The sequence below is a fragment of the Streptomyces sp. NPDC022552 genome, assembly GCF_055561875.1.
This window is the reverse complement of the sequence record NZ_JBVHGJ010000001.1, coordinates 286,575-308,603: the sequence shown is the minus strand read 5'-3', so window position 1 is coordinate 308,603 and position 22,029 is coordinate 286,575. Positions and strand designations below refer to the sequence as shown.

Here is a 22,029-nt window from a genome sequence, read left to right as displayed (position 1 = left end):
GAGTCCGGTCAGTGAAGCCCGGCCAGTCGGAGCAAGAGGGACTTCACATCGGTGGCCGCTACGCGGCCGCTCACAGCGCGGGGGGTGGAGCACAGAATGAGCGGACTTTCGTCGTCGCTCGTGGGGAGGCGGCCATGGCTGCCGCGAATAGGCGAGGGGTCCAGGGGGACCACCGCCAGCCGGTAGCGCATGCCGAGCTTCTTGCGGGCGATCGCCTTCGCCGCCTTGATCCGTACGTAGGGATCGAGCGGGTCCATGAAGAGTTCGACGGGGTCGTATCCGGGCTTGCGGTGGATCTCGACGAGCTGGGCGAAGTCGGGGGCGTGCGCGTCGTCGAGCCAGTAGTAGTACGTGAACCACGCGTCGGGTTCGGCGAGGGCGACGAGCTCCCCGGAACGGGGGTGGTCGAGGCCGTTCTCCTTCTTGCCCTCGTCGTCGAGGAGTCGCTCGATGCCGGGCAGTCCGGCCAGCGTCTCGCGGACGAGTTCGAGGTCTTCGGGGCGTCGGACGTAGACGTGGGCGAGCTGGTGGTCGGCGACCGCGAAGGCCCGGGAGGTCATCGGGTCCAGGTACTCCATGCCGTCCTGGGTGTGGACCTCCAGGAGGCCGGCGCGGCGCAGGGCGCGGTTGATGTCGACGGGGCGGCTCACCCGGGTGATGCCGTACTCGGAGAGCGCGACGACGGTCCGACCTTCGGCGCGGGCGTCGTCGAGGAGGGGGGCGAGAGCGGCGTCGATGTCGGCCGCGGCACGGAAGGCGCGCGGATCGTCCGGGCCGTACCGCTGGAGGTCGTAGTCGAGGTGGGGGATGTAGGCGAGGGCCAGGTCGGGGCGGCGGGTGCGGAGGATGTGCCGGGTCGCGTCGATGATCCACTGGCTGGAGACCAGATCCGCGCCGGGGCCCCAGAAGTGGAAGAGGGGGAAGGTGCCGAGTTTCTCGGTGAGTTCGTCGTGGAGGGCCGGGGGCCGGGTGTAGCAGTCGGGTTCCTTGCGGCCGTCGGCGTAGTAGACGGGACGGGGGGTGACGGTGATGTCGGTGTCGGCGCCCATGGCGTACCACCAGCAGATGTTGGCGACGGTGTAGCCGGGGTGGGAGCGGCGGGCGGCGTCCCAGAGGCGGTCGCCGGAGACGAGGCCGTTGTGCTGGCGCCAGAGCAGGACGTCGCCGAGTTCGCGGAAGTACCAGCCGTTGGCGACGATGCCGTGCTCGGCGGGGAGGGTGCCGGTGAGGAAGGTGGTCTGGGCGGTGCAGGTGACGGCCGGCAGGACGGTGGACAGGGCCGCTTGCGAGCCGGTGCGGCCGAGGGCTCGCAGATGGGGCATGTGCTCCAGGAGGCGGGGAGTGAGACCGACGACGTCGAGGACGAGAAGGGGGGTGGGCCGCGTGTCGGCCGGGGGGCTGGTCATGGCAGTTCCTTGAGGCCGAGGTCGGTCAGCAGGTCGCGGGCCAGGGTGAGTTCGGCGGCGATTCCGTCGGCGAGGCGGGCACGGTTGCGGGGGCGCCGGTCGGCCGGCAGGGCCTGCCAGGTGTAGGTCTCGACCTCCAGGTGGTGGGTGCGGGGACGGGGACCGCCGACGAGCTGGGCCAGCGTGGTCCTGAGCACGGGAAGAGTGGAGGTGAGCGGGGGCTCGGGCGGGGCGTGCAGGGGGACGTGGAAGTGCGCGCGCCAGGGGGCGCCGTCGGGAAGGGCACGGCCGGAGAGGGCTTCGGGAAGGTCGTCGGTGCCCCGCAGCCCGGCGGCGGTCCGTGTGCGGGTCTGATGGAGGAAGCGGGGTTCGGCGAAGGCGGCGAGCGCGGCGCGGACCTCCGGGAGATGGGGGTGTTCGGCGTGCAGAGCGGCGGAGAGCTGAGCCTTGACCACGTGGATGCCGGCGGCGCCGAGGGCGTCAAGGGCGGTGTGCGGGTCTTCGAAGGAAGTGGCGAGATGGCAGGTGTCGACGCAGACGCCGATGCGGGGGCTTGACACGGCGGTGAGCGGGGCGATCGCGTCGGCGGTGGTCTCGACGGTGCAGCCGGGTTCGGGTTCGAGTCCGATCCGGATGCTGTTTCCGGTGAGTTCCTCGAGGGCGTCGAGGCGTTCGGCGAGGGTGGTCAGGGCGGCACGGGCGGTGTCCGCGGCGCGGGAGTCGAAGGGGGTGCGCCAGGCGAGCGGCAGGGTGGAGACGGAGCCTTCGGTGACGTCGTCGGGGAGGAGTGCGGAGAGGAGACGGGCGAGGTCGGTGGTGTGGGCGAGACGTTCGGGGCGGGTCCAGTCCGGCTGGTAGACGCGGTACTTGACCTCCGCGGCGCCGAATCCCTCGTACGGGAAGCCGTTGAGGGTGACGACTTCGAGGCCGCGGCGGTCGATCTCGGCCCGGAGCGCTCGCAGGGAGCCCGGGTCGGTGATCAGGGCCTGGGCGGCGTCCCGGGCGAGCCAGAGGCCGAGGCCGAGCCGGTCCCGGCCGAGACGCCGGCGGACCGGTTCGCAGTGGTCGCGCAGTTGGGCGAGGACGCCGTCGAGGGTCTCGGCCGGGTGGACGTTGGTGCAGTAGGCGAGGTGGACGGTGGAGCCGTCGGGGTGGCGGAAGCGCATGGGCGGCCGCCTCATTCCCCGCCGCGGAGGATGGAGTTGCCCTCGTGGGATGTGTCCGGTGAAGGGGGGTCGAGCCGCAGGCGGCCGCTGAGGCCGTAGAAGGCGACGGGGTTGCGCCACAGCACCTGGTCGACGTCGTCCGGGGAGAATCCGGCGGCGAGCATGGCGTCTCCGACCTTGCGGGTCTTGAGCGGGTCGCTCTTGCCCCAGTCCGCGGCGGAGTTCACGAGGACGCGCTCCAGGCCGTGGTCTTTGAGCACGGCGACCATGCGGTCCTCGTCCATCTTGGTGTCGGGGTAGACGGAGAAGCCGAGCCAGGCGCCGCTGTCGGCGGCCTCCTTGACGGTGGTCTCGTTGAGGTGGTCGAGCAGGACCCGTTCGGGGTCGAGGTCGGACTCGCGGACGACGTCGATGGTCCGGCGCAGGCCGGCGAGCTTGTCGCGGTGCGGGGTGTGGACGAGGGCGGGCAGGCCGTGGTCGGCGGCGAGCTGGAGCTGAGCCGCCAGGGCGGTGTCCTCGGCGGGGGTCATGGAGTCGTAGCCGATCTCGCCGACGGCGACGACGTTGTCCTTGACGAGGTAGCGGGGCAGGGCGTCGAGAACGGGGGTGCAGCGGGGGTCGTTGGCCTCCTTGGGGTTGAGGGCGAGGGTGCAGTGGTGGGCGATGCCGTACTGGGCGGCCCGGAAGGGCTCCCAGCCGAGGAGCGAGTCGAAGTAGTCGAGGAAGGAGGCGGGTGAGGTGCGGGGCTGGCCGAGCCAGAAGGACGGCTCGACCAGGGCGCGGACTCCCGCCTCGTACATGGCCTGGTAGTCGTCCGTGGTGCGCGAGGACATGTGGATGTGGGGGTCGAAGATGCGCATCAGGACTCCTCGGTGGGGGCGGTGAGGGCGAGGACGCGGTGGAGGTCGGCGGGGACGCTGCGGCCGGCGGCGGTGCGTTCGGCGGCGTAGTCGGTGAGCATCCGGGCGAGCTCGGTGTCGCCACGGGCGCGTTCGCGCAGTCCGGCGAGGGCGTCGACGGGGACGCCGGTGAAGAGGCACTTGAGGACGGCGTGGCGCCAGGCGTGGGGGGCGAGGTGGGTGGCCGCGTAGGTGCCGAGGGCGGCCGCGACCAGGTCGGTGTCGTGGGCGCGCAGCGCGTCCTCGACAAGGGGCAGGGCCTCGGGTCCTGCGACGAGTGAGGGGAGGGAGAGGAGCACGGCCCGGCGTTCGGCGGCGGAGCCGTGGTGGTAGAGGCGGGTGAGGACGGCCGTGTCGGCGCGTGCCGCCTTGAGGAGGAGGACGCGGACGGAGTCGGCGTGCTCGGCGCCGCAGTGCCGGCCGGCGGAGGCGAAGCGCAGCTCCCAGAGGGTGGTGCGGGCGGTGGCGGCGGCGAGGGCCTCGTCCAGCCAGGCCTGGGCGGTGGCGGTCAGCATGCCGGGGCCTCCCGCGGGGTGGAGTGACGGCGCAGGAACGCGAGGGAGGAGCGGGCGAGTTCGGGGCCGGCGTGGGAGTGGCGGGGCAGTTCGACGACCGTCAGGCCCGGGTAGCCGGTGGCGGTGACATCGGCCAGGGCGGCGAGGACGGGCGGGAAGTCGATCTCGCCGTCGCCGAACGGCAGGTGTTCGTGGACACCGCGACGCATGTCCTCGATCTGGACGTGGTGCAGCCAGGGCGCGGCGGCGCGGACGCAGTCTGCGGGGGACGCGGGTTCCAGGCACTGGCAGTGGCCGATGTCGAGGGTGAGGCCGAGGTGGCGGGGGTCCGGGTCGCCGAGGAGGCCGCGCAGTGTGTGGAAGTCGTCCAGGGTGGCGAGGAGGTGGCCGGGTTCGGGTTCGATGGCGAGGGGGACGCGGGCGGCGGCCGCGGCCTCGAGAACGGGGGTGAGAGAGGTGGCGAGTCGCTTCCAGGCGGTCTCGTCGGAGGTGTCCGCGGGGGTGATTCCGCTGAAGCAGTGCACGGCGTGGGCGCCGAGGTCGGCGGCGACGCGGACGGCACGCAGGAGGAGACGGGCGCGGGCGGCGCGGGCATCGGGGTCCGGGTCGAGGAGGGAAGGGCCGTGCTTGCGGCGCGGGTCGAGGACGTAGCGGGCGCCGGTCTCGACGGTCACCCCGAGGCCGAGCGCGTCCAGGCGCCGGGCCACGGCGGCGGTGCGGGCGGGGAGGTCGGGGGCGAGGGGGTCGAGGTGCATGTGGTCGAGGGTGAGGCCGACGCCGTCGTGGCCGAGGTCGGCGAGGAGGGCGAGGGCGTCGTCGAGCCGGAGGTCGGTGAGGCCGTTGGTGCCGTAGCCGAAGCGGACGGCGGGTGGTCTGGGGCTCATGTCGGGCTCACCTTCCGGGCGAGGGCACGGGCGAGCGGGGCGAGGCCGAGCACCAGGAGCGCGGTGCCGGGCGCACCGGCGCGGGCGGCGAGGGCCGCCTGGAGGGGGATCAGGGCACGGATACCGGCGCCGACGGAGCGCTGGGTGAGGGGAGGTGACGGGTTGAGGGCCGCGTGGAGGAGAGGGGCGGCCGGGGTCCGGGCGTAGGCGAAGGCCAGGGCGGCCGTGACCGCGACTGTCGGAGCGCGGCGCCCGGGGACGGCAGCCCCCGGGGCCCGCGTCCCTGCTCCGGTGGGCGGCCTGGATGCGACGGCGGCCAGGGCCACGGTCGCGGCGAGGGCCAGGAGCGGGGTGCGTGTCGAGCCGCCCTGGGCCTCATGGCGGGAGACCGCGGTCACCGCGTAGGTGTGGGCGCCCAGCAGGGCGGCCGAAGGGAGGGCGGCGAGGGGCGGGCGGCCATCACGTCGTGCGCCGGGGCGCCCCGTCGTCGTCGCGATCGTGCCGAGGAGGAGGTTCACGGCGCGGGCCGTCGCCATGGTCGCGGGGGCGGCCGGGGTGTGTTTGAGGTGGAGGTCGTAGGACCAGACCGTCGCGGCGAGGACGGTGGCGGTCGCGAGGGCGGGGCGGCCGGCGCGGGCGGCGAGGGTGAGGCCGGCGGCCGTGAGGGCGGCGGAGGCGCCGAGGGCGGCGCGAGGGGTGATGCGGCCGGAGGGGAGGGGGCGGTGGGGGCGGTCGACGGCGTCCTCAGCGAGGTCGGCCCAGTCGTTGAGCGCCATGCCGGCCTCGTACAGACAGAGGGAGGAGCCGATGGCCAGCAGGGTCGAGCGGTTGGGGCGCAGGCCCGCGGCCGCCGCGCCCGCCAGGGCGTCGCCCGGCACCGTGGCCAGGGCGGAGACGCGCAGCAGCTCCGCCCAGGCGGCCGCGCGTCCGCTCGCCTGGCTCACCGGACCTCCCCCAGGCGCGCGGCGAACGCCACGAGGCGCGCGTACTGGTCCGCGAGGCAGGCGGACGACGTGCCCTCCGGGTCCTTGAAGTAGAAGGCGAGGTCCTCCAGCGGGCCGGCGAGGCCCTGTTCGTGGGCGCGGGCCGTGAGCCGGGCCAGGTCGAGGACGAGAGGTGCGGCGAGGGCCGAGTCGCAGCCCTGCCAGGTGGTCTGGAGGATCATCCGGGAGCCGAGGAAGCCGTCGAAGGCGATGTGGTCCCAGGCCGTCTTCCACTCCCCCAGCGCCGGGACCTCGTCGATGTGGACCTCGCCCTCGGGGACATGGCCGAAGACGTCCGCGAGGACCCGTTCCTTGCCGGCGTTCTTCGCCGCGGCGGCGGCCGGGTCGGCGAGGGCCGCGCCGTCGCCGCCGCCCAGCAGGTTGGTGCCCGACCAGGCCCGTACGGTCAGGGCGCGTTGGTGGAACATCGGGGCGAGGACGGAGCGCAGGAGGGTCTGGCCGGTCTTGCCGTCGCGGCCCGCGTGGGGAAGGCCGCTCGCGGCGAGGGCGTCGGCGAGCGCGGGGTGGCGCAGCCCGGTGGAGGGGGTGAAGTTGACGTAGGGGCAGCCGGCGCGCAGGGCGGCGGCCGCGTAGAGGGAGCTGGGTGGGAGCGCGGCGCCCCCCGGCGCCGGCTCCGTGGACGCCACGTTGACGACGACGACCCGGTCCAGGTCCAGCCGGTCCCGGAAGTCGGTCATGTCGGCGGCGAAGGAGGTGATCAGTTCCACCGCATCGTGGCTGTCGCCGGGCAGCGGTCCGCCGGGGCGGATCTCCGTGTCGGCGGCCGCGAGTTCGGCCGCGACGGCGGCGGCGAGGCCGTGCGGGAGGACACCCGCGGCCGTGAGTTCCTCGGCCCGCTTGGGCAGCGGACACGTCGCCGTGTCGTGTCCGCCGAAGACGAGGGAGGCCAGGGGCGGGAGGCCGGCCGAGGCGAAGGCGTCGGTCTCGGTCACCATGCCGGTCGGTGGGTGCAGGCCCGCCGTGGTCGCGGCGCAGCCGGCGATCGCCGTGGTGGCCACGGAGCCTCTCGCCCCGATGAGCCAGACTCCCGTACGTGTTCCTGTGGTCACGACTCTGCCTCCCTGGACTGTGGTGGAGACGGCGGGCGGGGGGTACGGCGCCTCCCCGCCCGCCGCCGGCTGATCGGGGGCTCTACGAGGGGAGCTCCCTGAGCTTGATGTCGCGGAACGACACCTGGTCGTCGGCCCCGTGGTTCTGGAGACCGATGTGACCGTCCTTGAGGCTGCGGGCCGGGTCGGTGTTGGTGAAGTCGTTGATCTTCACCCCGTTGAGGAACACCTGGAGCCGCTCGCCGCGCACGCGGATCTCGTAGCTGTTCCACTGCCCCGGTGGGCGCAGCACGCGGTCCCGGGCCGTCAGGTCGGCGGACTTGAAGCCGTAGACGGCCCCGGTGGTCCGGTCGGCGGCGTCGGTCGCGTCGATCTGGATCTCGTACCCCTTGTTCACGGCGGACCAGGGGTCGTCGGAGGCGGGGAAGCCGACGAAGATGCCGGAGTTGTCGTCGCCCGCCGCCTTCCAGTCGAGCGTGAGGGAGTAGGAGGAGAACTCCTTGGCCTGGTACCAGAGCATGCCCATGCCGCCCACCGAGCGCAGTTCACCGTCGACGATGTCGAAGCCGCCGGGTCCGGCCTGCTTCCAGCCTTCGGGGGTCTGGCCGTTGAAGAGCTCGCGGTAACCGGTCTGTGGCCGGCAGTCGGCCGTGGCCTGCCCGGTGGCGTAGGTGAGCCCGCCGAGGAGGTGCTGCCGGAAGGCCGGCTCGGCGTACGACTCCTTGGTGTGGCCGCCGCCGGTGTAGAAGGAGCGGCCGCCGCCGTAGGACTTGCACCAGGCGATCGGATGGTCGCCCTTCATGGTGCCGCCCTGGTAGGTGGTCTCGTCGAGGGTGGCGAGGATCCGGGCCTGACCGCGTGGGTTGGTGCGGTAGTTGTACCACTCGTCGGTCCGCTGCCAGGGGCCGTCGAGGTGTGCGGTGGCCGGGTGGTCGTGGTCCTCGACGCGTACGGTCGCGGGCTGGATCTGCGGGTGGGAGGCGAAGTGGGCTCCGACGAGACCGCCGTAGAACTCCCAGTCGTACTCGGTGTCGGCGGCGGCGTGGATGCCCATGTAGCCGCCGCCGGTGGAGACGTAGTTCTCGAAGGCGGCCTGCTGCTCGGCGTTGAGGACGTCACCGGTCGTCGAGAGGAAGACGACGGCGTCGTAGCGGGCGAGGTTGTTGGTGGTGAACTGGCGGGGTTCCTCGGTGGCGTCGACGGTGATGTCGCTGCCGGCGCCCAGCTCCTTGAGGGCGGCGATGCCGGTGCCGATGGAGTCGTGGCGGAACCCGGCGGTCCTGGAGAAGACCAGGACCCGCTTGGCGTTGCGGTTCACCGGGGCGTTGGAGAACGTGAAGTCGTCGACGTCGTAGAGCGCGCCGGAGCCGCCCTTGAAGACGAGGAAGAGTTCGGTGGTGGTGCGGGGCACGTTGCGCAGTGGTACGTCGATGTCCTGGAAGGTCTCCCAGCCACCGGTGACGGGGACGGGCGCCGAGCCGTGGAGGGTGCCGGTGGGCGAGCCGGTGCGGACTTCGAGGAAGCCGCCGACACCGCCGGAGGAGACGCGGGCGGTGAGCTTGGTGGCTCCGCTCAGGTTGTAGGGCTTGAAGGAGATCCAATCGCCGTCGTGGACGTCGCCGACGGTCCGGCCGCCGTTCGCCTCCGCCTTGTCGAAGACGTTGACGCCGTTCTGGGCGTCGAAGTGCTCGGCCTGACGGTGACGGGGCTGGAGCTTGGCCTGGTCGTGGGTGGTGAGGGCGGCCTGGCCGCCGCCTCCGCCGTCGGTGTACTCGGCGTCGAAGACGGCGAAGATGTTGGCGTCGTCGTCGTGGCCTCCGTCGGAGGAGGTCTTGATGGTGCCGGTGCAGCCGTTGGCCGAGGTGACGGGGTGGCCGTGGCTGTCATGGCCGAGGACGTAGGTGACCTTGACCTTGGCGCAGTCGATCGTGCCGTCCTCCGGGTCGGTGACCTTCACCTTGAAGGGCACCTCGTCGCCGAAGGAGAAGAGGGCTCCCCCCGCGGGGAGTTCGAGGGTGACCTTGGGAGCGGTGTTGCCGACGACGACGTGGACGGAGGCGGAGCCGGTGCGCCCGCTCGGGTCCTTCGCCGTCATGGTCGCGGTGTAGGTGCCGTTCTTGCGGTACGTGTAGGTGGGGTTGGCGGCGCTCGACGTACCGCCGTCGCCGAAGTCCCAGCTGTACGTGAGGGCGTCGCCGTCGCCGTCGGACGTGCCCGCGGAGGAGAAGGCGACCTTCAGCGGGGACGTGCCGGAGGTCTTGTTCGCGCTCGCCTCGGCGACCGGGGAGCGTCCGCCGGTGGCGTTCTCGATGCGGTAGAGCCCGGAGTTGTGGTCGCCGCCGAACCAGGCGGTGCCGTAGTCGAGTACGTACAGCGCTCCGTCGGGTCCGAAGGCCATGTCCATCACCTGGGTGCCGGTCCAGGGGACGGAGTTGATGGACTGGACGGCGCCGTCGGTGCCCTGCTCGATGCGCTTGATCCAGCGCCGGCCGAACTCTCCGGCGAAGAAGTCTCCGTCGTACGCCTCCGGGAACTTGACCGGGGAGGTGGAGGCGGCGTCGTACCGGTAGACGGGGCCGCCCATCGGGGACTCGGATCCGGTGCCGAACTCCGGTACGGAGCCGCCGTTGTACGGGATCCAGGCGGGCTCGGCCGGCGGCAGGTCGACGAGTCCGGTGTTGTACGGCGAGTCGTTCTTCGGAGCGCCGCAGTCGAAGGCCGCTCCGGACACCTTGGTCGCGAAGTCGTAGTCGAGGTAGGCGTCGTTCTTGCCGGTGCAGAAGGGCCAGCCGAAGTTGCCGGGCTTGGTGATGCGGGCGAACTCGACCTGGCCGGCGGGTCCGCGCTTGGGGTCGGCGGCGCCGGCGTCGGGGCCGTAGTCACCGACGTACAGCACGCCCGTGGCCTTGTCGACGCTGAAGCGGAAGGGGTTGCGGAAGCCCATCGCGTAGATCTCGGGGCGGGTCTTCGCGGTGCCGGGGGCGAAGAGGTTCCCGTCGGGGACGGTGTACGAGCCGTCCTCGGCGACCTTGATGCGCAGGATCTTGCCGCGGAGGTCGTTGGTGTTGCCGGACGTGCGCCGGGCGTCGAACGCGGGGTTGCGGCCCGGGCGTTCGTCGATGGGGGTGAAGCCGTCGGAGGCGAAGGGGTTGGAGTCGTCACCGGTCGACAGGTACAGGTTGCCCTGGGCGTCGAAGTCGATGTCGCCGCCGACGTGGCAGCAGATGCCGCGGGTGGCGGGGATGTCGATGACCTTCTTCTCGCTCGCGTTGTCGAGCGTGCCGTCGGCCTTCAGCGTGAAGCGCGAGAGGCGGTTGACGCCGTCGAACGCGGCGAAGTCGGCGGCCGTGCCGTTCTCGGGGGCGTCGCCGGAGGGGGTGTCGAGCAGCGGGGCGTAGTAGAGGTAGATGGCCTTGTTCCGGGCGAAGTCCGGGTCGAGCCCGATGCCCTGGAGACCTTCCTCGTCGTGGGAGTAGACGGGGACGGTGCCGATGACCTTGGTGTTGCCCGCCGCGTCGGTGCGGCGGAGTTCGCCGTTCCGTGAGGTGTGCAGGACGCTGCGGTCGGGGAGCACGGCCAGCGACATCGGTTCGCCGACCTCCTCACCGCCCTTGGCGAGGGTGACCTGCTGGAACTCCTCGGCGGCCGCGGCGGTGCCGGCGCCGCCGTCCGTCTCGGCCGCGAGGGCCTGTTGGCCCCCGAGGGCGAGGAGTCCGACGGCGAGGAGGGCGAGTGTCTTTCTGGCTCGGAGTCGTTTGCTGTGCACGGATGTCCTCCGGAGTAGGGCCGGGTGTGCGGGTGTCCGGGGACCGGCGCGCGCCGTCACGCTGGTCTCAAAGCACGGTTGAGCACGGTTGAGCACGGATCCTGCATGGTTACGTCATGTACACATCAGGGACCGTAGCGGGGTTCATCCCCAGCGGAAAGCCCTTGCGCACGGACCTCGTCGAACTTTCCACCGCGACAGGACAAAGCCCGCCGAGGGCACGGCGGAGCAACCCGGTGGCGTCGCCGCCGCCGGGCGCTCACCTGCCGTGCCAGGTCAGTCGCGGCCGCCGAAGGCCGCGTCGAAGGAGGCCGCGGGCGGGTCGAAGTCGTACCGCTTGAGATGAGCAAGCGCTTCCGGCGCACCGGTCAGCCGGTCCATCCCGGCGTCCTCCCACTCCACGGAGACGGGCCCCGCGTAGCCGATCGAGCGCAGCATCCGGAAGACGTCCTCCCACGGCACGTCACCGTGCCCGGCCGAGACGAAGTCCCAGCCGCGCCGCGGATCGCCCCACGGCAGGTGCGAGCCGAGCCGCCCGTTGCGCCCGTCGAGGCGCTTGCGGGCCTCCTTGCAGTCCACGTGGTAGATCCGGTCGCGGAAGTCCCAGAGGAAGCCGACCGGGTCCAGGTCCTGCCAGACGAAGTGGCTCGGGTCGAAGTTCAGCCCGAAGGCCGGTCGCCGGTCCACCGCTTCGAGGGCTCGCTGCGTGGTCCAGTAGTCGTACGCGATCTCACTCGGATGGACCTCGTGCGCGAAACGGACGCCCTCGGCGTCGAAGACGTCCAGGATCGGGTTCCAGCGCTCCGCGAAGTCCTCGAAGCCACGCTCGATCATGCGCTCCGGCACCGGCGGGAACATCGCCACCAGATGCCAGATCGACGAGCCGGTGAAGCCGATGACGGTGTCGACGCCGAGGGCGGCGGCGGCCCGCGCGGTGTCGGCGAGCTCGCGCGCCGCCCGCCGCCGTACGCCTTCCGGCTCGCCGTCGCCCCAGATCCGGGCCGGCACGATCGCCTCGTGCCGCTCGTCGATCGGGTGGTCGCAGACGGCCTGGCCCACCAGGTGGTTGGAGATCGCCCAGCACTTCAGGCCGTACTTCTCCAGAAGGGCACGGCGGCCGTCGACGTACGAGGGATCGGCGAGCGCCTTGTCCACCTCGAAGTGGTCGCCCCAGCAGGCGAGTTCGAGGCCGTCGTAGCCGAAGTCACGGGCGAGCCGGCAGACCTCCTCCAGCGGCAGGTCGGCCCACTGGCCGGTGAAGAGGGTGAAGGGACGGGTCACGGTCGACGGCCTCCTAGACCTGTACGGGGGTGTAGACGGCGTTCTTCTCGGCGCTCTCCTCCACCGCGGCGAGCACCCGCTGGACCTGGAGTCCGTCGGCGAAGGTCGGCGCGGGGGCGGTGCCGGACGCGATGGCGAGGACCAGGTCGCGGGCCTGGTGGACGAAGGTGTGCTCGTACCCGAGCGCGTGGCCCGGCGGCCACCAGCCCTCCAGATACGGATGGTCCGGCTCGGTCACCAGGATCCGGCGGAAGCCCGCGGAGGCGGCCGGCTCCGTGTGGTCGTGGAACGAGAGCTCGTTGAGCCGCTCCAGGTCGAAGGCGAGCGAGCCCCTCTCGCCGTTGATCTCCAGCCGCAGGGCGTTCTTCCGCCCCGCCGCCATCCGGGTCGCCTCGAAGGAGGCCAGCGCCCCGGAGGCGAGCCGCCCGGTGAACAGCGCGGCGTCGTCCACCGTCACCGCCCCGTACGCCCCGCCCGTGGCGGCGCCGGAGAGACCGGCCGAGACCCCCGCGAGCAGCGGCCGCTCCCGTACGAAGGTCTCGGTGAGCGCCGAGACCCCGACCAGCAGCTCCCCCGCCAGGTACTGGGCGAGGTCGACCGCGTGCGCGCCGAGGTCCCCGAGGGCCCCGGATCCCGCGTGCTCGCGCTCCAGGCGCCAGGTCAGCGGGAAGCCGGGGTCGACGAGCCAGTCCTGCAGATACGTGACCCGTACGTGCCGCAGGTCGCCGAGCCTGCCCTCGGCGATGAGTCCGCGGGCGTACGCGATGGCCGGCACCCGACGGTAGTTGAAGCCGACCATGGCGACCTGGCCACGGGCGGCCGCCGCCGCCGCGGCGGCGACCATGGCCTCGGCCTCGGCGACCGAGTTGGCGAGCGGCTTCTCGCACAGGACGTGCTTGCCCGCCTCCAGAGCGGCGATCGCGATCTCCGCGTGGCTGTCGCCCGGGGTGCAGACGTCGACGAGCTGGACGTCGTCGCGAGCGACGAGGGCGCGCCAGTCGGTCTCTGCCGCCGCCCAGCCGTGCTTGGCCGCCGCCGCCCGGACCGCGGCCCGGTCACGGCCGGCGACGGCGGCGAGCACGGGCCGCAGCGGCAGGTCGAAGACACGCCCCGCGGTCCGCCACCCCTGGGAGTGGGCGGCGCCCATGAACGCGTAGCCGACCATGCCGATGCCGAGTGACGGCGCCGTGGCCTCGCCGGCCTGACCGGTCGGGCCGGCCTCGCTCTCCCGCTGTTCCATACGGTTCCTCCTCATCGGTTGCACGGTGGGGGGTGCCGGGCTCGGGGGATCCGCCGGCCACCCCCGAGGGCCGGCGGCCGGACCCCGGTCAGCTGAAGCCGGTGGGCAGGTACTCGTCGACGTTCTCCTTGGTCACGACGGCCGAGTAGAGGGTGAGGGAGGCCGGGATCTCCAGCTCGGCAAGTCCACCGACGCCCTTCTTCTGGCCGAGGGCGCGGGCCAGGTCGATGGCGGAGGCGGCCATGGTCGGCGGGTAGAGGACGGTGGCCTTGAGGACCCCGTCGTCGGCCTTGATGGCGTCCATCGCCGACTTGGCGCCGGCGCCGCCGACCATGAGGAAGTCCTTGCGGCCGGCCTGGGCGATGGCCCGCAGCGCGCCCACACCCTGGTCGTCGTCGTGGTTCCACAGGGCGTCGAACTTCGACTGGGCCTGGAGGAGTTGGGCCATCTTGGCCTGGCCCGACTCGACGGTGAAGTCGGCGGCCTGACGGGCCACCTTGCGGATGTTGGGGTAGTTCTTGAGGGCGTCGTCGAAGCCCTGGGTGCGCTGCTTGGTCAGCTCGAGGCTGTCCATGCCGGCGAGTTCGATGACGGTGGCGCCCGGCTTGTCCTTGAGCTTCTCGCCGATGTAGCGGCCGGCGTTGAGGCCCATGCCGTAGTTGTCGCCGCCGATCCAGCAGCGATAGGCCTGCGGGGAGGCGAAGATGCGGTCCAGGTTGATGACCGGGATGCCGGCCTTCATGGCCTGGAGGCCGACCTGGGTGAGCGCCTTGCCGTCGGCGGGCAGGATGACCAGGACGTCGACCTTCTTGTTGATCAGGGTCTGGATCTGGCCGATCTGGGTCGCCGTGTCGTTGGAGCCCTCGGTGATCTCCAGGGTGACCTCGGAGTACTTCTTCGCGCGCTCCTTGGCGTTCTGGTTGATGGCGTTGAGCCAGCCGTGGTCGGCCTGAGGGCCGGCGAAGCCGATGGTGACGGGGGTGCCGGGCTTGTCGTCGGCGGCGGGGGCGTTGCTCGCGGCCGGGGCCGCGTTCTTGGGCTCGTTGCTGGTGCAGGCGGTGAGGAGAGCACCGGCGGAGACGGCGGCGGAGCCGAAAAGCAGGCCTCTGCGGCTGGTTTCTGGCATGGCGATGGATCCCTTCGGGGGTGAGGGAGGCTCTCGGGGAGGGGCGGATGGGGGTTGTCCGGGGACGGGGGAGGTCAGGTGTCGCCGTGGCGCGCGGTGCGGTGCTGGACCAGGACGGCGGCGACGATGATCGCGCCCTTGGCGATCTGCTGGACGTCGCTCTGCAGGTTGTTGAGCGCGAAGATGTTGGTGATGGTCGTGAAGACCAGGACACCGAGGACGGAGCCGACGATCGTGCCGCGGCCGCCGGTGAGGAGGGTGCCACCGATGATCGCGGCGGCGATGGCGTCGAGTTCGTACAGGTTGCCGTTGGTGTTCTGTCCGGAGCCGGAGAGGATGATCAGCAGGAAGGCCGCGATGCCGCAGCACAGCCCTGAGAGCAGATAGAGGTAGAGGCGCTGACGTCGTACGTCGATGCCGGCGAGGCGGGCGGCCTCCGCGTTGCCGCCGACGGCGACCGTGCGGCGGCCGAAGGTGGTCCGGTTGAGGATCAGCCAGCCCGCGACGGTGACGGCGGCGAAGACGAGGACGAGCGGCGGGATGCCCAGGATGTAGGCGTCGGGGATGCCGAGGTCGAGGACGGAGTCGACGCTGACGATCTGGGTGCGTCCGTCGGTGATCTGGAGGGCGAGACCGCGGGCCGAGGCGAACATGGCGAGGGTCGCGATGAAGGGGACCATCCCGCCGTACGCGATGAGCAGCCCGTTCACCAGGCCGCACCCCACGCCGACGACGACGGCGGTGAAGAGGATGCCGGCGAATCCGTACTCCTGTGTCGCCAGCGTGGTCGCCCAGACGGAGGCGAGGGCGACGATCGCGCCGACGGAGAGGTCGATGCCGCCGCTGGTGATGACGAAGGTCATGCCGACGGTGACGACACCGATCACGGACGCCTGGGTGAGCACGAGTTGGAGGTTGGAGACGGCGAGGAACTCGTCGGGCCGGGTGAAGCCGCCGACCGCGATCAGCACGGCGAGCACCCCGAGCAGGGAGAGGTTGCGGACGTCGGCCCGCAGACCGAGCGGGCGCCGGCCGCCCTGCTGCGCGGGCGCCGTGGTGTCCTTGGCGGTGGACAGCGTCATGACGTGGGACTCCCTTCCATCACGAGGTCGAGTACGCGGTGTTCGTCGAGCTCGCGGGCGGGTGCCGTGTGGACGACACTGCCCTCCCTGAGCACCAGGACACGGTCGGCCAGGCCCAGCACCTCGGGCACTTCGCTCGACACGAGGAGGACGGCGAGGCCGTCGTCGGCGAGGCGGCGGATGACGGCGTACAGCTCGGCGCGGGCGCCGACGTCGACGCCGCGGGTCGGCTCGTCGAGCAGGAGGACGCGGCAGCCGCGCAGCAGCCAGCGGGCGAGGACTGCCTTCTGCTGGTTTCCGCCGGAGAGGGTACGGATCGGGGCGTCGGGGTTGTCGGGCCGCAGCGACAGCTCCCGGGTGGCGGCCCGGGCCGCTTCGCGTTCGCCGGTACGGTCGATCCAGCCGGCGCGCGAGAAGCGGGCCAGCGTGGAGACCGAGACGTTGCGGGTGACGGACTCCAGCATGAGGAGCCCCTGGGCCTTGCGTTCCTCGGGGGCGAGTCCGAGCCCGGCGCGGACGGCGTCGCGGACGCTGCCGGGGCGCAGGGCGCGGCCGTCGACGAGGACGCGTCCCGCGGTGGCCTTCCGGGCCCCGTAGACCGTCTCCAGGATCTCGGAGCGGCCCGAGCCGACGAGCCCGGCGAGACCCACGATCTCGCCCGGCCGCACTTCGAGGTCGACGGGGGCGAACTCACCCTCCCTGGCGAGGCCTTGGAGCTGGAGCACGGGTGCGGCGGGCGGGGGTTCGGCGGGGCGCGGCGGGAAGACGTACTCGACGTTGCGGCCGGTCATCAGGGCGACGATGTCCCGGGTGGGGGTCGAGGCGGCGGGCAGGCCGCCGGCCACGGCGCGGCCGTCCTTCAGGACGGTGACCCGGTCGCCGATGCGGCGGATCTCCTCCAGACGGTGGGAGATGTAGACGACGGCGACCCCGTCCGCGGTGAGGTCGGCGACGATACGGAACAGGTTGTCGACCTCGTCGGGGTCGAGGGCGGCCGACGGCTCGTCCATGACGATGAGCCGGACGTCGTGGGAGAGGGCGCGGGCCATCGAGACGATCTGCTGCTGTGCGGCCGAGAGTTCGCCTACGCGGCGGGCGGGGTCGATCTCGGGATGGCCGAGCCGCTTCAGCAGCGCTGCCGTCGACGCGCGGGCGGCGCGGGCCCGGACGACGAATCCCGCGGTGGTGGGTTCGTGGCCGAGGTGGACGTTCTCGGCGACGGAGAGCCCTTCGACGAGGTCGAGTTCCTGGTAGATGGTGGCGATGCCGAGGCGCATGGCGGCGATCGGGGAGCGGAGCTGGACGGGTTCTCCGCGCCAGGTGATGCTCCCGCCGTCGGGCTGGTGGGCGCCTGCGAGCACCTTGATCAGGGTGGACTTGCCGGCGCCGTTCTGGCCGAGGAGGCAGTGGACCTCGCCGGGGGCGACGTCGAGATCGACGCCGTCGAGGGCGCGGACGCCGGGGAAGGACTTGGTGATGGCGGACATGGCGAGCAGGGACGTTTCAGGGCGTGCCGGAGGTGGCGATGGCATGGGTGATCCCCTCGGCGGGTGCGGGTGGCGCCTGAGCGAGTGGGTGTCGAGGTGGTCCGGCGGGTGATGGCCGGTGGGGGGTGTGTGCCTCCGTCCTGCGGAACGAAGGCCCACGAACCACCGGAAGGGGGGTTACGCCGGGGAGAAGAGGTGGTCGCTGATGAGGCGGGCCGCGCCGATCACTCCGGCGGTCGGTCCCAGCTCGCCCAGCACGATGGGGAGGTTGCCGGTGGCCAGCGGGAGGGACTGGCGGTAGACCTGGGTGCGGACACTGGCGAGGAGGTTGTGACCGAGGCCGGTGACACCGCCGCCGATCACCACCAGACCGGGATTGAAGAAGCTGACGAGTCCGGCGATGACCTGCCCGACCCGGTTGCCGCCCTCACGGATGAGGGCGAGCGAGGTGGCGTCCCCCGCGGCGGCCGCCGCGGCGACGTCGACCGCCGTGAGCCGGCCGGCCGCCGCGAGGCGTCCGGCGAGCTCGTCCGACCGGCCCGCGCGCGCCGCGTCCTCGGCGTCGCGGGCCAGGGCGGCGCCGCTGAAGTGGGCTTCCAGGCAGCCCTTGTTGCCGCAGGCGCAGGAGCGGCCGTCCGGTTCCACCTGGATGTGCCCGATGTCTCCGGCGCTGCCCGTCGTACCGCGGTAGACCTGCCCGCCGACGACGATGCCGCAGCCGATGCCCGTACCGATCTTGACGCAGAGGAAGTCGCCGACCGAGCGTGCGACGCCCGCGTGCTGCTCCCCCATGGCCATCAGGTTCACGTCGTTGTCGACCATGACCGGGCAGCCCAGTTCCTGGCTGAGCGCCTCCCGTACGGGGAAGCCGTCCCAGCCGGGCATGATCGGGGGCGCGACCGGGATGCCCTCGGGGAAGCGGACCGGACCGGGGACCCCGATGCCGGCGCCGTCGAAGCTTTCGGCGAGGCCGGAGGCGCGGAGCTTGGCCGCCATGGCGAGCGCCTGCTCGAAGACGGCGACCGGGCCCTCGCGGACGTCCATCGGGTGATTGAGATGCCCGAGCACCTCCAACTCGGCGTTGGTGACGGCCACATCGATGGAGGTGGCGCCGATGTCGACACCGAGGAAGCGGAGTTCGGGCGCGAGCCGGATGTTGTGTGACCGGCGGCCACCGCGGGAGGCGGCGAGTCCGTCGGCGACGACGAGGCCGGTCTCCAGGAGCCTGTCGACCTCGACGGCGAGCTTGGAGCGGGACAGGTCGATCTGATCGCCCAGCTGCGCACGGGAGTTGGGACCTCCGTCGCGCAGCAGTCGCAGCAGTCGCGCCTGGTGCGCGTTGGCGGGTCGTGCCGTCATGCGTCTCACGCGCCCCTCCCCTGACGAGTCGGCGAGGCCCTTCGGTCGGCTCGCCGTCGGGCTTTCGAGGGGAACGTAGCAGTGGCGTCCGGGACTGGGAAGAAGTTGCGCAGCAATCCGGTCCGACTTTTTCCCGGGTGAGGACAAAGACTTCCGGTCCGTGGGTCAGCGCACGTCGACGAGGCGGGCGGAGACGACGACGTTGCCGTCGTACCCCTTCTGCCGGGAGAAGCCGCCGCCGCAGGTGAGGAGGCGCAGCTCGGGGTGGGGGGAGGTCCGGTAGATCCGCTCGGCCGGGAAGTCGTCCTTCGGGACGACTTCGACGCCGTACACGGAGAAGACGGCCGTCCGGCCGTCCTGGCGGGCGATCTCGACGCGCTGACCCTTGCCCAGCGCGCCGAGTTCGTAGAAGACGCCCGGACCGTCCGGGGTGTCCACGTGGCCGACGACGACCGCCGTGCCCTTCTCGCCGGGGGTGACGGCGCCGGTGAACCAGCCGGCGAGGCCGGTCTCGTCCGCGGGCGGCGTGTCGATCCATCCCTCGGCGTCGAGCCCGACGGGTGTGACGGGCGTGTCGATACGGACGGCGGGCACGCGGACGCGCGTGGGGCGGGAGGCGGGCAGTGCACCGGGGCCCGCCGCGGGAGCGAGGACTGCGGCGTGCTCCGGGGCCGCGGCGGCGAGTGGCTGAGGCGGGCCTCCGGCGCGCCATTCCTCCGTACCGCCCCGCACCAGATGGACGCCGACGAGCAGGACGACGGCGACGACGCCCCAGGCGCCGCGCCTGGACGCTCCGTTCGACCCGTGCACGATCCGCACTCCCGGTGTGAGGCGATGACGCTCCCCCGCCCCGGACCTCGTCATCCCGGGGCGAAGGAGCCGTATCAGGCGCTGTCGCCGGATCCGCGGCGGCGCATCAGCAGCATCCCGCCGCCGCCCAGCGCGCCCGCGATCAGCGCGCTGCCCATGACGACCTCCGTGGTGCCGAGTTCACCGGCGCCGCCGCCGAAGCCGGCCTTGACGCCCTTGTCCGCGCCGGTGACATGGCCGCCCGCGGAGTGGCCGGTGGAGCCGGCGGCGATGGTGAGGGGGGCGGTGCCCTTCTCACCCTTGCAGTCGAAGGTCACCTCGTACTCCGCGGCGATCTTGGCCTCGACGTCGATGGTGGCGGTGCCCGCGCGGCCCTCGGTGAGCGTGACGGTGTCGAAGACCCCCGAGGTGACGGTGACGGATGAGGCCTCGCAGCCGTCGGAGGTCAGCGTGACGGTGTCGCCGGGGGCGACGGTCGCGGGCGTGACGGAGAAGCCGAACGGCGTGACGTCGCTCGCGGTGCCGTCGGTCGACGGGGCGGCCTCGGCGGACGGGGCGACGACAGCGGACGGGGCGGCGTCGCCCGCCGCGCCGACGTTCGCCGCACCGGCCGCGTCCGTGCCGGCCCCATCCGTACTTGTCCCGGGCGCGCCGACGCCCACGCCCGGTGTGCCCTCGCCACCGGCCTCCTCGGCGACGTCGCCGGGGTCGACCTGCGTGGCGGCGGCGTCCGTCGGTGCGCTCGACAGGCCGCCGGCCCGCGCGCCCGCCTTCGGCGTCGTGTCGCTCCCGGTTCCCTCGTCGGCCAGTGCGGCCGTCGGCGCCGCGAGCGAGAGGGCGGCCGCGGCGAGCAGGGCCGCGGAAGCAACACGTATCGCGCGCATGGCGCTCCTCCAGATCACACGAGGAACGCCCGGCGGCCCGTTGCCGCGTACGGCGGGTGATGTCCCTCGCCCCGTCCGAAGCTAGGGCGGCCCAGGGCCCCCCGCCACCGGGCTCCGCCGAACGGGGCAGCGGGGACTCCACTCAGCCCTGGCTGTGCTCGTGGTAGGTCGCGCGGGTGTGCTCCGTGTGGGCGCGCATGACCGTCGTGGCGCGGGCCTCGTCGCGGGCCGCGATCGCGTCGATCAGCTCGCGGTGCTCCTTCCACGACTGCTTGCCACGCTGCCGCGCGACGGGCGTGTAGTACCAGCGGACGCGGCGGTCGACCTGGCCCGCCAGCTCGGACAGGACGAGGTTTCCGGCCAGTTCCATGACCTTGGCGTGGAAGGCCGCGTTCGTCGCCACGGCCAGGTCGACGTCGTCGTCCGCCACCGCCTGCTCGCCCCGCGCGCAGAGCTCCTCCAGTGCGGCGATCCCGGCCGAGCCGGAGTTCGCGGCGGCGAGCCGGGCGGCCTCCGCCTCCAGAAGCGTACGGACGGAGAGCAGTTGGTCGGCCTCCTCGTCGGTCGGCTCGTGGACGAAGGCGCCCTGGGCCGGCCGGAGGTCGACCCAGCCCTCGGTGTTCAGCCGCTGGAGCGCCTCACGGACGGGCTGACGGGAGACCCCGAGGTGTCCGGCAAGTTCGCTCTCGACCAGATGTTGACCGGGTCGCAGGGCACGCGTGGTGATCAGTTCGAGCAGCGCCTCGTAGACCCGGTCGCGCAGCGGCCCCGGCCGCTCCAGCCTGGGCACGGCCCCTTGCGGCAGTCCTGCGGACAACATCGCGGCCCCCTCGTACGCCGTAGGCGATCAGCACGGATTGGCTATCGTCTACAGTCTACCGGCGTACAGGTCCAGGCATGCGGCGCTGCGTGATCTCGTCCGAAACGGCCCCGCCCGGTGCGAGCGGCGCGTGGTGCGGCTACGGGACGCGGACGACCTGTCCCGCGTACGAGAGGTTGCCGCCGAAGCCGAAGAGCAGGGCCGGCGCACCGGACGGGAGCTCCCCGCGTTCGACCAGCTTGGAGAGCGCCAGCGGGATCGAGGCGGCCGAGGTGTTGCCGGAATCGACCACGTCACGGGCGACGACCGCGTTGACAGCGCCGATCTTCGCGGCGAGCGGCTCGATGATCCGCAGGTTGGCCTGGTGCAGCACGACGCCTGCCAGCTCCTCCGGGGAGACCCCCGACCGCTCGCACACCTGGCGGGCGAGGGCGGGCAGCCGCTGGGTGGCCCAGCGGTAGACGGTCTGGCCCTCCTGCGCGAAGCGCGGCGGGGTGCCCTCGATACGGACCGCGTGGCCCATCTCCGGTACGGAACCCCAGAGCACCGGGCCGATGCCGGGCTCGGCGCCCTCCGCCACGGCCTCGACGACCGCCGCACCCGCGCCGTCGCCGACGAGCACACAGGTCGTGCGGTCGGTCCAGTCGGTGATCTCGGTCATCTTGTCGGCACCGATGACCAGGGCGCGCCGGGCGGAGCCCGCCCGGATCGCGTGGTCGGCGGTGGCGAGGGCGTGGGTGAAGCCCGCGCAGACCACGTTGAGGTCCATCGTGGCGGGCGAACCCATGCCGAGCCGGGCGGCGACGCGGGCCGCGGTGTTGGGCGAGCGGTCGATCGCCGTGGAGGTGGCGACGAGGACCAGGTCGATGTCGGCGGGGCCGAGACCGGCCGTGGCGAGCGCCTTGCCGGCGGCGTGCGCGGCGAGTTCGTCGACCGGTTCGTCGGGTCCTGCCATGTGACGGGTCCTGATGCCGACGCGGCTGCTGATCCATTCGTCGCTGGTGTCGACGAGCTCGGCCAGGTCCTCATTGGTCAGGACCTTGGCGGGCTGGTAGTGCCCGAGCGCGGCGATACGAGTGCCCGTCATGCCCGGGACCCCCTTGGGTTCATGTGGCGCGTGATGCGCTTGCACAGTGCAAGCAAGCAGGACCACCCAGTCTCGCCAGCGACTCATCGGTAACCGGGCGCGTAAACCACCAAGATTCACCCGCACCTGTTGGGAGACCGTGACAACAGCCGGGGAACGGGCGC

Annotated in this window: 18 protein-coding genes; all 18 read right to left on the bottom strand. The window is 72.4% G+C overall.

Annotated features, from left to right (window positions below; genetic code table 11):
• Window positions 1-8: 8 nt before the first annotated feature.
• The 18 genes from ACZ3OF_RS01485 to ACZ3OF_RS01400 all read right to left on the bottom strand — a co-directional run bounded on the left by ACZ3OF_RS01485 (window position 9) and on the right by ACZ3OF_RS01400 (window position 21,865).
• Window positions 9-1,406 (bottom strand): alkaline phosphatase family protein, encoded by a 1,398-nt coding sequence (locus ACZ3OF_RS01485; protein ID WP_361666898.1) that lies wholly within the window; start codon window positions 1,404-1,406, stop codon window positions 9-11.
• Window positions 1,403-2,572, bottom strand: a complete 1,170-nt coding sequence (gene eboE, locus ACZ3OF_RS01480; RefSeq protein ID WP_467302027.1) for a metabolite traffic protein EboE — start codon at window positions 2,570-2,572, stop codon at window positions 1,403-1,405. The genes ACZ3OF_RS01485 and eboE overlap by 4 nt, the downstream gene beginning before the upstream one ends.
• 11 nt (window positions 2,573-2,583) lie before the next feature.
• The gene (locus ACZ3OF_RS01475; protein ID WP_361666901.1) at window positions 2,584-3,432 is read right to left on the bottom strand and encodes a TatD family hydrolase; all 849 of its coding nucleotides are present in this window, start codon (window positions 3,430-3,432) and stop codon (window positions 2,584-2,586) included.
• On the bottom strand, window positions 3,432-3,986 hold the full coding sequence (locus tag ACZ3OF_RS01470) for an EboA domain-containing protein (protein ID WP_361666903.1): 555 nt from the start codon (window positions 3,984-3,986) through the stop codon (window positions 3,432-3,434). The genes ACZ3OF_RS01475 and ACZ3OF_RS01470 overlap by 1 nt, the downstream gene beginning before the upstream one ends.
• Window positions 3,980-4,870, bottom strand: a complete 891-nt coding sequence (locus tag ACZ3OF_RS01465) for a sugar phosphate isomerase/epimerase family protein (RefSeq protein WP_361666904.1) — start codon at window positions 4,868-4,870, stop codon at window positions 3,980-3,982. The genes ACZ3OF_RS01470 and ACZ3OF_RS01465 overlap by 7 nt, the downstream gene beginning before the upstream one ends.
• Window positions 4,867-5,814, bottom strand: coding sequence for an SCO3242 family prenyltransferase (locus tag ACZ3OF_RS01460; protein WP_467302023.1), 948 nt, complete (start codon window positions 5,812-5,814; stop codon window positions 4,867-4,869). The genes ACZ3OF_RS01465 and ACZ3OF_RS01460 overlap by 4 nt, the downstream gene beginning before the upstream one ends.
• Window positions 5,811-6,923 carry an inositol-3-phosphate synthase gene (locus tag ACZ3OF_RS01455; protein WP_467302022.1) on the bottom strand — a complete coding sequence of 371 codons (1,113 nt, stop codon included), beginning with the start codon at window positions 6,921-6,923 and terminating at the stop codon, window positions 5,811-5,813. The genes ACZ3OF_RS01460 and ACZ3OF_RS01455 overlap by 4 nt, the downstream gene beginning before the upstream one ends.
• An 82-nt stretch (window positions 6,924-7,005) precedes the next feature.
• Window positions 7,006-10,689: a ThuA domain-containing protein gene (locus tag ACZ3OF_RS01450; protein WP_467302020.1), complete on the bottom strand. Its 3,684-nt coding sequence runs from the start codon at window positions 10,687-10,689 to the stop codon at window positions 7,006-7,008.
• A 276-nt stretch (window positions 10,690-10,965) separates the two neighbouring features.
• Complete coding sequence (locus ACZ3OF_RS01445; RefSeq protein WP_467302019.1) at window positions 10,966-11,970, bottom strand: sugar phosphate isomerase/epimerase family protein; 1,005 nt, start codon at window positions 11,968-11,970, stop codon at window positions 10,966-10,968.
• A gap of 13 nt (window positions 11,971-11,983) precedes the next feature.
• On the bottom strand, window positions 11,984-13,210 hold the full coding sequence (locus ACZ3OF_RS01440) for a Gfo/Idh/MocA family protein (RefSeq protein WP_467302017.1): 1,227 nt from the start codon (window positions 13,208-13,210) through the stop codon (window positions 11,984-11,986).
• 88 nt (window positions 13,211-13,298) lie between these two features.
• Window positions 13,299-14,336 carry a substrate-binding domain-containing protein gene (locus ACZ3OF_RS01435; RefSeq protein ID WP_361666913.1) on the bottom strand — a complete coding sequence of 346 codons (1,038 nt, stop codon included), beginning with the start codon at window positions 14,334-14,336 and terminating at the stop codon, window positions 13,299-13,301.
• Window positions 14,337-14,410: 74 nt separating this feature from the next.
• Window positions 14,411-15,418, bottom strand: a complete 1,008-nt coding sequence (locus ACZ3OF_RS01430; protein ID WP_361666915.1) for an ABC transporter permease — start codon at window positions 15,416-15,418, stop codon at window positions 14,411-14,413.
• Window positions 15,415-16,905 carry a sugar ABC transporter ATP-binding protein gene (locus ACZ3OF_RS01425; RefSeq protein WP_467302014.1) on the bottom strand — a complete coding sequence of 497 codons (1,491 nt, stop codon included), beginning with the start codon at window positions 16,903-16,905 and terminating at the stop codon, window positions 15,415-15,417. The genes ACZ3OF_RS01430 and ACZ3OF_RS01425 overlap by 4 nt, the downstream gene beginning before the upstream one ends.
• A 177-nt stretch (window positions 16,906-17,082) precedes the next feature.
• Window positions 17,083-18,264, bottom strand: a complete 1,182-nt coding sequence (locus ACZ3OF_RS01420) for an ROK family transcriptional regulator (protein ID WP_361666919.1) — start codon at window positions 18,262-18,264, stop codon at window positions 17,083-17,085.
• 165 nt (window positions 18,265-18,429) lie between these two features.
• Window positions 18,430-19,074 carry a class F sortase gene (locus ACZ3OF_RS01415; protein WP_467302012.1) on the bottom strand — a complete coding sequence of 215 codons (645 nt, stop codon included), beginning with the start codon at window positions 19,072-19,074 and terminating at the stop codon, window positions 18,430-18,432.
• A gap of 74 nt (window positions 19,075-19,148) precedes the next feature.
• On the bottom strand, window positions 19,149-19,958 hold the full coding sequence (locus ACZ3OF_RS01410; protein ID WP_361666923.1) for a hypothetical protein: 810 nt from the start codon (window positions 19,956-19,958) through the stop codon (window positions 19,149-19,151).
• A gap of 142 nt (window positions 19,959-20,100) precedes the next feature.
• The gene (locus ACZ3OF_RS01405; protein WP_361666925.1) at window positions 20,101-20,778 is read right to left on the bottom strand and encodes a GntR family transcriptional regulator; all 678 of its coding nucleotides are present in this window, start codon (window positions 20,776-20,778) and stop codon (window positions 20,101-20,103) included.
• 139 nt (window positions 20,779-20,917) lie between these two features.
• Window positions 20,918-21,865 carry a beta-ketoacyl-ACP synthase III gene (locus tag ACZ3OF_RS01400; RefSeq protein WP_361666927.1) on the bottom strand — a complete coding sequence of 316 codons (948 nt, stop codon included), beginning with the start codon at window positions 21,863-21,865 and terminating at the stop codon, window positions 20,918-20,920.
• Window positions 21,866-22,029: the final 164 nt, after the last annotated feature.